Source organism: Micromonospora sp. GCM10011541 (assembly GCF_042650725.1).
Lineage (GTDB): Bacteria > Actinomycetota > Actinomycetes > Mycobacteriales > Micromonosporaceae > Micromonospora > Micromonospora sicca.
The window spans coordinates 26,551-39,438 of sequence record NZ_JBHSBP010000047.1 but is presented as its reverse complement, the minus strand read 5'-3'; the positions used below and the strand labels follow the sequence as shown (position 1 = coordinate 39,438).

Below are 12,888 nucleotides of genomic sequence, written 5' to 3'. Positions count from 1 at the left end.
CACCGACGCTAGACCTACCCACCGACAACAAGGCGCGGCGATGGTCGGCCCCTTCCGGACGCCAGCGGTCCTTGCCACGATCACTCCCTGACGGCAGCCCGGTCGCCCGGCGGGCGACGGCCGTGACCAGTCGGACGAGCGTGAGCGTCGGTCCGGGGAACCTCCGGGCGGCGTGCGCCGTCGACAGGCGCACGCCGCCCGGCGGTTCCCCTACGTCAACCGCTCGACGGGTGGGTCGGCCTCCTGGCCGGGTACCCCTAGTTCGCGCCGCCGCCGACCAGGGCGCCGTCGGCGTCCATGCCGGCACCGGCGTCCAGGCCGCCGTTCTGCGCGCCGTCACCGGCCATGCCGTTGCCGGCCTGCTGGTCGTCGCCGGCGTCGCCCGGGCCGGCCTGCTGGCCGGCGCCGTGCTGGTCCGCGCCGGCGGAGCCGGCCGCCTGCCCCGGGTCGGCGGGGGCGCTCGCGCAGCCCGGCAGGCTGGGGTCGGCGACCATGTAGGAGTCGCCGCCGTCGTTCCCCGCCGCGCCACCGCCCTGAGCCGCGTTGCCCTTGCCCTGACCTTGCGCGTCGCCCTGACCCTGGCCCTTGCCCTGTGCGTTGCCGGTGCCCTGAGCGTTGCCGTTGCCCTGGACGGCGCGTTCGTCCCGGGCGGCCTGGCGGGCCTCACGCACCTGCTGCGCGATCGCCCGCAACTGCTGGATGCGTTCCCGGATCTGCTTGAGCCGATTGGCGATCCGCCCACTTCCGTTGCCCGCCTGCTGGCCGCCGGCGTTCTGCTGCCCGGCCTCCTGCTCGGCCGCGCCGTTGTCGGCCTGCTGGCCGTACCCGCCGCCGGCCTCCTGCCCGCCGGCCTGCTGGCCGGTTGCGCCCTGCTCCTCGCCTGCCTGCTGACCGGCGTCCTGCTGAGCGTCACCCTGCTGGGCGGCGCCCGCCTGCTCGGCCGCGGCTGGCTGCCGGGCCGCCTGGATGATGCCGGCGATCTGTCCGATCAGACCGCCGATCGCGTTGATGATGCCGGCAGCCTCCCCCGCGCCGTCGTTCTGGGCCGCGCCGCCGCCCTGGGGCGCGCCGGCCTGGGCGGCGCCCTGCGCGACGCTCCGGATACCGTCGACGAGCCCGGCGAGCCGCTTCACCCGGGCTTCGGTGGCCGCACGATCGACCAGTTGACCCGACTGCTCACCGCTCATCTCCTGCGTGATCGCCCACGCCTGGTTCAACTGCGTCGACATGGCCGCCTCCCACGGGACGCTCGGACAGGCCGCCCCGGCCACGTCCACGGTCGCGGCGCAGCCGGCCGCCGCCCGGCGCTGCTGGATGAGGTCGACCACGGCCTGCCGGTTGGCGATCCGGGCCGCCGAGTTCGCGTCCGGGTTCCGCCGCTGGTCGGCGATGAAGGTCAGGTTGTTGCGCAGGGCCGTGTCCAGGCCCTGGCAGTTCTCCGCCGCTTGGCCCGTCCCGGTGGCCACCGCGAAGGCCGCGCCGGCGGTCAACGCCAGCGCGACCCCGCCGGCGATCTTCCGGTTCCAGGACGAAGCCGCCGTCCCGCGTCTCCTGGTTGTGCCCCTGCTCCACGCCATCGAAGCTCCTCCGCCTCGTCGTTCACGGGTGTCCGGCATCCGTCCAGCGGTACGGGCGGACGGCCGGCACCGTTCACGGGGGACGGCGATCGGGGCTGAACGTTCGACGCAGCGTATTCCTGGCCCGCTGGATTGGTCACTCTCCGCGCCGGCGTGCGGGATCGTAGCGGCCAGTCCCGCGACCTGGCGGTATCCGCCAGGCCGCCATGCCGCCGGATCGGCGACCTGGAGTGGATCAAGAGACGGGAAGTGGGCCGGTGCGTCGACCGGCGCCGGGTGGCCTCCGCTACGCGGGGGCCGGGGACGCGGGTTCGGCCGACACCCGGATTCCGAGCACCGCGAGGCGCTCCCGGGCGGCGGGCACCGTGAGCGGATCGGCGGCCAGCTCCACCAACTCGTCGAGCGGCAGCGGCTCCCCGGCACGGGTGAGCAGCTCTGGCGGGCCGGACCAGGAGTGCCGCCAGGCGGCCGCGCCCGACTCCACCGCCGCGGCCTCCACCGCACCCTCGAAGGCCGCGGTCAACTCCCGCAGGCCGTCCTCGCCGCCGGCGTCCGGGGCGAGCGCCCGGGCCAGGTCGGCGTACCGGTCGGCGGCGAACAGGTCCAGCAGCAGATCGAGGCCCGCGTGCGCGCGGCCGGTGAGTCGGGTCGCCGCCTGGAACAGCGGGTGGGCCAGCCCGCGGGCGGCCTGGTCGGCGAGCGTCGGGGTGAGCTGGTCCCAGGGCAGCAGCCGGATCCCGGCCCGATCGAAGACGCCCGCCTGGAGTTGCCGACTCGCCGCGGCCAGCTCGGGAACCAGTACCGTCGCGGGTCTGCCGTCCGCCCGCACCGACACGTCCGGCACGAACCGCAGCGCGGCGATCCGGGCGCCGATCGGCGGGTGCGACTCCCACCAGGCCGGCTCCGCCGGCGCCACCTCGACGCTGCGCCCGGTCAGCTCCGCCCGGCACTCCGCCAGGAAGGCGTCGAACCCGCCGAAGACGTCCTCCGGCAGGTGCCCCCGGTCGTACGCGGGCAGCAGATGCCGCTCCAGGTACGCGTCCCAGGCCGTCCCCACGACGCGGGTCTCGCGCAGGGCGCTGACCATCGCCTCCCGCCCGGCGCTGGCGACGGCGGCGCGGTCCGCCTCGAACTCCAGCTGCCGACTGACGCCCTGCTCGACGCCCACGTACAGCCGGGCGTAGCCGGAGAGGACGGCGCGGAGCAGCCCGTCCGTGGTGTGCTGGACGGTCTCCACCACGACCATCCGGCCGCGGTGGGCGAGCCGGGCGGTCGCGGTGTGCCGTCCCGAGTAGTGACCCATCTCGTGCGCGAGCACCGCCCGCAACTGGTCCACCGTGTACGACCGCAGCAGCGGCATCCCGATCACCAGCGTGCGCCAGCCCGGCACCAGACCCAGCAGCCGGGAATCCTCCGACACGCCCGCGTTGGCCTCGGCGACCAGCCGGATCTCGTCCGGCGGGCGGGTTTCCGCTCGGGCGGCCAACTCCTGGACCAGCGTCCAGAGCTGCGGGGCCCGCTCGGGGGTGAGCCGGATCCCCGTCGGAGACGCCGGACGGGCGGTCAGGACCTTGCCCAGGGCCGCCACCAGCGCCGCCAGCAGGACGATGGCGCCGCCGACCACGAAGGGCCGGAACGTCAGCGTCCCGTTGCCGTCGCGGTCGGTGCCCGCCTGGAACCCGAACGCGCAGAGCGCCACCACCAGCCCGAAGGCGAACACGTAGAACCCGACGAGCATGACGACGGACAGCAGCGCCCGCAGCGACGTCCTCATGGACTTCCTCCCCCGTTGCGCCGGTCAGGCTAACGACGGGGGAGGATCGAGGGCAAGACCCTTACGGACGCTCGTCGCGGCGCAGCCAGAGCACGCCGAGCGGGGGCACCCGCAGCGGCGCCGAGGCGACCATCCCGTGCCAGGGAACGTCCTGGGCATGCACCGCGCCGAGGTTGCCCACCCCCGAGCCGCCGTAGTGGTGCGCGTCGGTGTTGATCATCTCGGTCCAGGTGCCGCCGGCCGGCAGGCCGACCCGGTAGTCCTCGAGCGGCAGGGCGGAGAAGTTCGCCACGCAGACCAGGGTCGCGCCGTCCGGGGCGATCCGGATGAACGAGACGGTGTTGTTGGCGACGTCGTCCCCGGCGATCCAGCGGAACCCGGACGGCTCGGTGTCCTGCGCCCAGAGCGCCGGGGTGGCCCGGTACGCGGCGTTGAGGTCGGCCACGAGACGCTGCACGCCGGCCCGGGCCGGGTCGTGGGTGAGGTACCAGTCGAGGCCGCGTTCCTCGCTCCACTCCCGGTCGTCGGCCAGCTCGCAGCCCATGAAGAGCAACTGCTTGCCCGGGTGCGCCCACATGTACGCCAGCAGCGCCCGCACGTTGGCCAGCTTCTGCCAGGTGTCGCCGGGCATCTTGCCGACCAGCGAGCCCTTGCCGTGCACCACCTCGTCGTGGCTGATCGGCAGCACGTAGTTCTCGCTCCAGGCGTACGCCAGGGAGAAGGTGAGCTGGTGGTGGTGATGCTGCCGGTAGATCGGGTCCTTCGAGGCGTAGAGCAGGGTGTCGTGCATCCAGCCCATGTTCCACTTGAAGCCGAAGCCCAGCCCGCCCTCGGCGGTGGGGCGGGTGACGCCCGGCCAGGCGGTGGACTCCTCGGCGACCATCACCACCCCGGCGTGGTGCTTGTAGACGGTGGCGTTCACCTCCTGGAGGAAGGCGATCGCCTCCAGGTTCTCCCGGCCGCCGTGCACGTTGGGAGCCCACTGCCCCTCCTGGCGGGAGTAGTCGAGGTAGAGCATCGAGGCGACCGCGTCGACCCGCAGCCCGTCGACGTGGAACTCCGCCAGCCAGTAGAGGGCGTTGGCGACGAGGAAGTTGCGCACCTCGCGGCGGCCGAAGTCGAAGACGTACGTACCCCAGTCGGGGTGCTCGCCGCGGCGCGGGTCGGGGTGCTCGTAGAGCGGGGTGCCGTCGAAGCGGGCGAGGGCCCACTCGTCCTTCGGGAAGTGTGCGGGCACCCAGTCCAGGATGACGCCGATGCCGGCCTGGTGCAGCCGGTCCACCAGGTGGCGGAAGTCGTCCGGGTCGCCGAAGCGGGACGTCGGTGCGTAGTAGCCGGTCACCTGGTAGCCCCAGGAGCCGCCGAACGGGTGCTCCATCACCGGCAGGAACTCGACGTGGGTGAAGCCCATCTCCGTGACGTACGCCGTGAGCTGCTCGGCCAGCTCCCGGTAACCGAGGCCCGGCCGCCACGAGCCGAGGTGCACCTCGTAGACGCTCATCGGCTCCTGGTGCGGGGCCCGCCGCGCCCGCCGCTCCAGCCAGAGCGCGTCGGACCACTCGTACGTGGAGTGGTGCACCACCGAGGCGGTGGCCGGCGGCACCTCCGCGTACGCCGCGAGGGGGTCGGCCTTGTCCCGCCAGTGCCCGTCGGCGCCGAGGACGCGGTACTTGTAGCGGGCGCCCACGTGCGCGTCGGGCACGAAGATCTCCCACACCCCGCTGGCACCGAGGGAGCGCATCGGCCAGCCGTCGTCCGGCCCCCAGCCGCTGAAGTCGCCGACCACCCGCACCCCGCGCGCGTTCGGCGCCCAGACGGTGAACGCGACGCCCTCGTCGAAGACCCGCGCGCCGAGCGCCTCCCAGAGCCGCTCGTGCCGCCCCTCGCCGATCAGGTGCAGGTCAAGATCCCCGAGGGTGGGCGGGTAGCGGTACGGGTCGTCGTGGGTGGCGCCGTCCACCTCGACCCGGTAGTCGAGCACCGTGCCCGGCACGACGGTCTCGAAGACGCCGACGTCGTGCACCCGCTTCGTCGGGTGCCGCTCGTCGCCGACGAGGATCGCCACCTCGGCGGCGCCCCGGCGCATGGTGCGGATGGTGGTGCGCCCGTCGGCGGGGTGCGCGCCGAGGACGGCGTGCGGGTCATGCGTCTCGCCGGCGATCAGCTGGTCCATCGTGCGTCGTCCTTCGCAGCCGGTGCGGTCGGGGCGGTGCCGCCCGAGAGGTCGGCGGGTACGTCTTCGACGGTCAGCTGCGGCGCCGCCGGCACGGCCGGTTCCGGGCCGGTCGCGGCCGGGCGGCGGACCGTCAGCACGTGTGCGGGCTGCAGGTACGGGTCGAGCCGGACCGCGTTGCGCTGGCCCCAGTCGTAGCTGGCGCCGGTCAGCTCGTCGCGCACGGTGAACCGCTCGTGCCAGTCGAAGCCGAGCGCCGGCATGTCCAGCGTGGTGTTGCCCCACTGGACCGTGTGCGAGTCGAACGAGCAGATCCCGATCACCGTGTTGCCCGTCTCCGGGTCGTGCTTTGACCAGCAGAGCAGCGCCGGGTTGTCGATGTCGTGGAAGCGCAGGTTACGCAGCTGGTGCAGGGCCGGGTTGTCCCGGCGGACCCGGTTGAGGGTGGCGATGAAGGGCGCGAGGGACCGGCCGTGCGCCTGGGCGCCCGCCCAGTCCCGGGGGCGCAGCTCGTACTTCTCGTTGTCCAGGTACTCCTCGGCGCCGGGGCGGGCGACGTGCTCGAAGAGCTCGTAGCCGGCGTAGATGCCCCAGGACGGGGAGAGCAGCGCGGCCAGCACCGCCCGGATCTTGAACATCGGCGGGCCGCCGTGCTGCAACGACTCGTGCAGGATGTCCGGGGTGTTGGGCCAGAAGTTCGGTCGCATGTAGTCGGCCGCGGCGACCAGTTCCTCGCAGTACGCCCGCATCTCGGCCGCCGACGTGCGCCAGGTGAAGTAGGTGTACGACTGGGTGAAGCCGATCTTGCCGAGCCCGTGCATGATCGCCGGCCGGGTGAACGCCTCGGCCAGGAACAGCACGTCCGGGTCGACCTTCTTCACCTCCCGGATCAGCCAGTGCCAGAAGTCGAACGGCTTGGTGTGCGGGTTGTCCACCCGGAAGATCCGGATGCCCTCGCCGACCCAGTGCAGCACCACCCGCAGCACCTCGGCCCGGATGCCCTCCGGGTCGTTGTCGAAGTTCAGCGGGTAGATGTCCTGGTACTTCTTCGGCGGGTTCTCCGCGTACGCGATGCTGCCGTCGGCCCGGGTGGTGAACCACTCCGGGTGCTCGGTCACCCAGGGGTGGTCCGGGGCGCACTGCAACGCCAGGTCCATCGCCACCTCCAGGCCCTGCTCGGCGGCGGCGGCGATGAACTCGCGGAAGTCCGCCGGCGTACCCAGGTCGGGGTGGATGGCGTCGTGGCCGCCCTCGGCGGCGCCGATCGCCCACGGCGAGCCGACGTCGTCCGGCCCGGCGGTGAGCGAGTTGTTGCGGCCCTTGCGGTTGACCCGGCCGATCGGGTGGATCGGCGGCAGGTAGAGCACGTCGAAGCCCATGGCGGCGACGCCGGGCAGCCGGTCCGTCGCGGTGGCGAAGGTGCCGGACCGCGCCGGGGCGTCGACGGTGGCCGGGACGGCGCCCTCGGAGCGGGGGAAGAACTCGTACCAGGCGGAGAAGAGCGCCCGGGGGCGGTCCACCCAGAGCCGGTGCTCCTCGCCGGTGGTGACCAGCTCCCGGACCGGGTGGTCCCAGAGCAGGTCGGCCAGGTCGAGGGCGGGGGCGACCCGCCGGGGCAGCGGAAGCCTGGCGTCGCGCAGCGCCGTCGCCGCCGCGCGGACCCGCTTCCGGTCGACGGCCGGGACCAGCTCGAGCGCCGCCTCCAGCACCCGGGCGCCCTCGGCCAGGTCGTTGGCCAGCTCGGCCGCGCCCTGGCCGGCGGCGATCTTCTTGGTGACCGCGTTCTGCCAGGTCAGGTACGGGTCCTTGAAGGCCTCGACGGTGAACACCCAGTCGCCGACCGCGTCGGGCCGGATGGTGGCGTGCCAGCGGTCCTGCCCGGGCTCGCCGGGGCGCATCCGGGTGAACGGGCGGGCCGCGCCGTCCGGGCCGAGCCAGACCACGTTGCAGCCGAGCGCGTCGTGGCCCTCCCGGTAGGCCCGGGCGGACACCGGCACGAGTTCCCCGACCACCGCCTTGGCCGGGTAGCGACCGCAGGAGACGACGGGGGAGACGTCTTCGATCGGGAACCGTCCAGTCACCCCGTCAACCTACTGCCCGAGATCGGTTCGTGCTCGGGTCAGCCTGCCGCTCCCACCGACCGGTACACCTCCATCGTGCGGGCGGCGACCGTGTCCCAGGAGAAGTGCTCGACGGCCCGCCGGCGGCCGGCCCGGCCGAGCTCGGCGGCCCGCGCCGGGTCGGCCAGCAGCTCGTTGATCGTCGCGGCGAGGTCGGCGACGAAGCGCTCCGGGTCCAGCGGCCGGCCGCTGCCGTCGGTCGCCTGCTCGATGGGGACCAGCAGGCCGGTCTCGTCGTCGGCGACCACCTCGGGGATGCCGCCGGTGGCGGTGGCCACCACCGCCGTCTCGCAGGCCATCGCCTCCAGGTTCACGATGCCCATCGGCTCGTAGACCGACGGGCAGACGAAGATCGTGGCGTGCGTCAGCACCTGGATCACCTCGTGCTTGGGCAGCATCTCGGCCACCCAGACCACCCCGGACCGGTTGGCCCGCAGCTCGGCGACCAGCCCCTCCACCTCGGCGGCGATCTCCGGGGTGTCGGGCGCGCCGGCCAGCAGCACCAGCTGGGTGTCGGCGGGCAGGTGGCGGGCGGCCCGCAGCAGGTACGGCAGGCCCTTCTGCCGGGTGATCCGGCCCACGTACACCACGCTCGGGCTGGCCGGGTCGATGCCGAGCCGGTCCACCACGTCGGTGTCGTGGTCCGGGGCGTACTGCCTGGTGTCGATGCCGTTGTGGACCACCCGGACCCGGTCCGGGTTCACCGCCGGATACGCGGTCAGCACGTCCTGGCGCATCCCCGCGCTCACCGCGATCACCGCGTCGGCTGCCTCCACGGCGGTCCGCTCGCACCAGGAGGAGAGCGCGTAGCCGCCGCCGAGCTGCTCGGCCTTCCACGGCCGCAGCGGCTCCAGGCTGTGCGCGGTCACCACGTGCGGCACCCCGTGCAGCAGCTTCGCGGTGTGCCCGGCCAGGTTGGCGTACCAGGTGTGGCTGTGCACCACGTCGGTGCCGGCGCAGCCGGCCGCCATCTCCAGGTCCACGCCCATCGTGCGCAGCGCGGCGTTCGCGCCGGTCAGGCCGGGCGGCTCGGCGTACGCGGTGACACCCGGCTCGGTGCGCGGCAGGCCGAAGCAGTGCACCCGGACGTCGGCGAGCCGGCGCAGCTCCCGGGCCAGGTACTCGACGTGCACCCCGGCGCCGCCGTACACCTCCGGCGGATACTCCCGGGTGAGCAGGTCAACGCGCAGGCGAGCGGAATCGGTCATGCCCCCGCACCCTAGTGCAGAAGTCCGTCCGTACGAGTGGTGAAGTCGCAGCCGGATGGATAGCGTTCGTGACATGGCTGCCAAGGTGCTCGCGATCGTCCTGGCCGGCGGGGAGGGCAAGCGCCTGATGCCCCTGACCACCGACCGGGCGAAACCGGCCGTCCCCTTCGGCGGGATGTACCGCATGGTCGACTTCGTCCTCTCCAACCTCGCCAACGCCGGTTTTCTGAAGATCGTCGTGCTGACCCAGTACAAGTCCCACTCGCTGGACCGGCACATCACCCAGACCTGGCGGATGTCGACCATGCTCGGCAACTACGTGACCCCGGTGCCGGCGCAGCAGCGCCGCGGCCCGTGGTGGTTCGCCGGCTCGGCCGACGCCATCTACCAGAGCTTCAACCTGATCAACGACGAGCAGCCGGAGTACGTGATCGTCTTCGGCGCCGACCACATCTACCGGATGGACCCGCGGCAGATGGTGGACGACCACATCGCCTCCGGCGCCGCGGTGACGGTCGCCGGCATCCGCCAGCCGCTGTCCATGGCCGACCAGTTCGGGGTGATCGAGGTCGGCGAGGACGGGCGGCGGATCCGGGCGTTCCGCGAGAAGCCCACCGACGCGGTCGGGCTGCCCGACGCGCCGGACCAGATCTACGCCTCGATGGGCAACTACGTCTTCAGCACCGGTGCGCTGTGCGAGGCCGTCGAGCGCGACGCGGAGGACAAGACCAGCAAGCACGACATGGGCGGCAGCATCATCCCGATGCTGGTCGAGCGGGGCGAGGCCAACGTCTACGACTTCAAGGACAACGAGGTGCCCGGCAGCACCGACCGGGATCGCGGCTACTGGCGCGACGTGGGGACGCTGGACTCCTTCTACGACGCGCACATGGACCTGATCAACGTGCACCCGGTGTTCAACCTCTACAACTTCGACTGGCCGATCTACAGCATGCAGCCGCCGTACCCGCCGGCGAAGTTCGTCCACCAGTGGGGCGAGCGGGTCGGCCGCGCGGTCGGCTCGATGGTCTCGCCGGGCGCGGTGGTCTCCGGCTCGCTGGTGGAGAACTCGATCGTCTCGCCGAAGGTGAAGGTGCACTCCTGGGCGCACGTGGACGGCGCGGTGCTCATGGAGGGTGTCGAGATCGGCCGGCACGCGGTGGTCCGCCGGGCCATCCTGGACAAGAACGTGTACGTCCCGGAGGGCGCCGAGATCGGCGTCGACCTGGAGAAGGACCGCCAGCGCTACACCGTCTCCGACAACGGCATCGTCGTCATCGGCAAGGGTCAGCGCGTCGAGCCCTGAGCCCCGCCCGTCAACGCAGAACCGCAGCAACCCGTCAGGAGGTCCCCGCAGTGGCCCATCCCCGTGCCGGCCAGCCCGCCCAGCCCGCCGACCTGGTCGACGTGCCCCGGCTGGTGACCGCCTACTACGCCGAGCACCCGGATCCGGCGGACCCGGCGCAGCAGGTCTCCTTCGGCACGTCCGGGCACCGCGGGTCGAGCCTGAAGAACGCCTTCAACGAGGACCACATCCTCGCGGTCACCCAGGCGCTCTGCGACTACCGGCGTGAGCAGGGCCTCGACGGGCCGCTCTTCCTGGCCCGGGACACCCACGCGCTCTCCGCCCCGGCCGAGGTCAGCGCGCTGGAGGTGCTCGCCGCCAACGACGTCACCGTGCTGGTGGACAGCCGGGACGGCTACACCCCGACCCCGGCCGCCTCGCACGCGATCCTCACCCACAACCGGGGCCGTACGAGCGGGCTCGCCGACGGCATTGTGATCACTCCCTCGCACAACCCGCCCGACGACGGCGGGTTCAAGTACAACCCGACCAACGGCGGCCCCGCCGACACCGACGTCACGAAGTGGATCCAGGACCGGGCCAACGCGATCCTCGCCGCCGGACTCAAGGAGGTGAAGCGCGTCCCGTACGCCCGGGCGCGCGCCGCCGACACCACCGGGACGTACGACTTCCTCGCCCACTACGTCGACGACCTGCCCGCCGCGATCGACATCGACGCCATCCGGGACGCGGGGGTGCGCATCGGCGCCGACCCGCTCGGCGGGGCCAGCGTCGCCTACTGGGGGGAGATCGCCGAGCGGCACCGCCTGGACCTCACGGTGATCAACCCGCTGGTCGACCCGACCTGGCGCTTCATGACCCTGGACGGCGACGGCAAGATCCGGATGGACTGCTCCTCGCCGAACGCGATGGCGTCGCTGATCGCGGCCCGCGACAAGTACCAGGTCTCCACCGGCAACGACGCCGACGCCGACCGGCACGGCATCGTCACGCCGGACGGTGGGCTGATGAACCCGAACCACTACCTGGCGGTGGCGATCGGCCACCTCTTCCGCACCCGGTCGGACTGGGGCCCGGACGCGGCGGTCGGCAAGACCCTGGTCTCCTCCTCCATGATCGACCGGGTGGCCGCCGACCTGGGCCGTCCGCTGCTGGAGGTGCCGGTCGGCTTCAAGTGGTTCGTGCCGGGGCTGCTCGACGGGGCGGTCGGCTTCGGCGGCGAGGAGAGCGCGGGCGCGTCGTTCCTGCGCCGCGACGGCAGCACCTGGACCACCGACAAGGACGGCATCCTGCTCTGCCTGCTCGCCTCGGAGATCATCGCGACCACCGGGCGGAGCCCCAGCGAGCACTGGGCCGAGCTGGCCGGGCGCTTCGGCGCGCCCGCGTACGCCCGGATCGACGCCCCGGCCAGCCGGGAGCAGAAGGCGGTGCTGGCGAAGCTCTCCCCGGAGCAGGTGACCGTGACCGAGCTGGCCGGCGAGCCGATCACCGCCACCCTCACCACCGCCCCCGGCAACGGCGCGCCGATCGGCGGCCTCAAGGTGACCACCAGCTCCGGCTGGTTCGCCGCCCGCCCCTCCGGCACGGAGGACGTCTACAAGATCTACGCCGAGTCGTTCCAGGGCCCCGAGCACCTGGCCCGCATCCAGGAGGAGGCAAAGTCCCTGGTCGACGGGGTGCTCGCGCAGGCCTAGCGGGGCCGGCGCGGCCCGTCGGGCCGGGACCGGTCAGCAGGGTGGCTCCAGCTCGCGCCGGTTGCGCTCCCGCCGCAGTTCCTCCGGGAGCAGCTCGCGCAGCTGGTCGGGGAGGAACGGCAGGTCGAGCAGGCTCAGCTTCAACTGGTTGCGCTCCTGATAGCGCAGCGGGTCGAAGCGGACCACCAGGCCGGCGTCCCGGCGGTAGCTGATGTCCACCCACCCCTCGGTCGCCGCGTCCTTGAAAATCACCCCGTCCATCTCGACGGCGACCGCCGCCGAGTTCGGCTCCAGCTCCAGCCGGATGCGCTCCTGCGGCGAGAGCACCAACGACCGGGAGATGCCCGCCATCGGCGCCGACGGGGTCACCACCACCGCGTCCGCCGCCGGGGAGACCAGCGGGCCGCCCGCGGCGTAGCTGTACGCCGTCGAACCCGTCGGCGTGCTGACCACCAGGGCGTCGCAGCGGTAGTAGCCGTACCGTTGGCCGTCGACAGCCAGGGTGGCGGTGACGAAGCCGGAGCCGGGCTGGCGGACCAGCGCGATGTCGTTGAAGGCCACCACGTCGTCGCCGCACACGTCGCAGGCCAGGCAGGCGTGGGACTCAACGGTGAAGTCCTTCGACAGCAGCCGGCTCAGCGCCTCCGGCAGGTCCGGCGGCTCGACCTCCACCAGGAAGCCGACCCGCCCCAGGTGCACCCCGAGCACCGGCTTCGGGTCCCGCACCGCGGAGCGCAGCGCGCCCAGCATGGTGCCGTCCCCGCCGATGCTGATCAGCGCGTCCGCCCGGGTGGCCACCTCCTCGGCGGGGACCGGTTCGACGCTGGACGGCACCCGGTGCGCGTCCTCCGCGCGCACCATCAACGTCTTGCGGTAGCGCGCCGCCCACCGCTCGATGATCGCGACCACCTCGGAGACGTCCCGGGTGGGGTGCAGCACCAGTCCCAGCCCCGCCACCCGTACAGCTCACCACATCGGCGTCGGACGCGCCGGACGTACCGGAAGGTGCGCCGGCGGTGGCTCCACCGCCGGCGCA

General features: G+C 73.0%; 8 protein-coding genes. 2 read left to right on the top strand and 6 right to left on the bottom strand.

The window, feature by feature from the left end:
* Positions 1-257: 257 nt before the first annotated feature.
* The 5 genes from ACFOYX_RS16770 to glgA form a co-directional block, all read right to left on the bottom strand.
* On the bottom strand, positions 258-1,577 hold the full coding sequence (locus ACFOYX_RS16770) for a hypothetical protein (protein ID WP_322442769.1): 1,320 nt from the start codon (positions 1,575-1,577) through the stop codon (positions 258-260).
* Positions 1,578-1,863: 286 nt separating this feature from the next.
* Entirely contained in the window at positions 1,864-3,351 is a 1,488-nt protein-coding gene (locus tag ACFOYX_RS16765; protein WP_322442770.1) for a M48 family metallopeptidase, read from the bottom strand.
* 61 nt (positions 3,352-3,412) lie between these two features.
* Positions 3,413-5,524 (bottom strand): 1,4-alpha-glucan branching protein GlgB, encoded by a 2,112-nt coding sequence (glgB, locus tag ACFOYX_RS16760; RefSeq protein WP_322442771.1) that lies wholly within the window; start codon positions 5,522-5,524, stop codon positions 3,413-3,415.
* On the bottom strand, positions 5,512-7,605 hold the full coding sequence (locus tag ACFOYX_RS16755; RefSeq protein WP_322442772.1) for a maltotransferase domain-containing protein: 2,094 nt from the start codon (positions 7,603-7,605) through the stop codon (positions 5,512-5,514). Before ACFOYX_RS16755 ends, glgB begins: the two co-directional genes overlap by 13 nt.
* Positions 7,606-7,643: 38 nt before the next feature.
* Positions 7,644-8,852, bottom strand: coding sequence for a glycogen synthase (glgA, locus tag ACFOYX_RS16750; RefSeq protein ID WP_322442773.1), 1,209 nt, complete (start codon positions 8,850-8,852; stop codon positions 7,644-7,646).
* A 55-nt stretch (positions 8,853-8,907) separates the two neighbouring features.
* Between glgA and glgC the strand changes: the two genes are divergently transcribed.
* A complete protein-coding gene (gene glgC, locus ACFOYX_RS16745; protein ID WP_109803312.1) occupies positions 8,908-10,158 on the top strand; it encodes a glucose-1-phosphate adenylyltransferase in 1,251 nt (416 codons plus the stop codon).
* 50 nt (positions 10,159-10,208) lie between these two features.
* A complete protein-coding gene (pgm, locus tag ACFOYX_RS16740; protein WP_322442774.1) occupies positions 10,209-11,852 on the top strand; it encodes a phosphoglucomutase (alpha-D-glucose-1,6-bisphosphate-dependent) in 1,644 nt (547 codons plus the stop codon).
* A 33-nt stretch (positions 11,853-11,885) separates the two neighbouring features.
* On the opposite strand, the gene ACFOYX_RS16735 is transcribed toward pgm, so the two are convergent.
* Positions 11,886-12,809: an NAD(+)/NADH kinase gene (locus ACFOYX_RS16735; RefSeq protein ID WP_322442775.1), complete on the bottom strand. Its 924-nt coding sequence runs from the start codon at positions 12,807-12,809 to the stop codon at positions 11,886-11,888.
* Positions 12,810-12,888 lie beyond the last annotated feature (79 nt).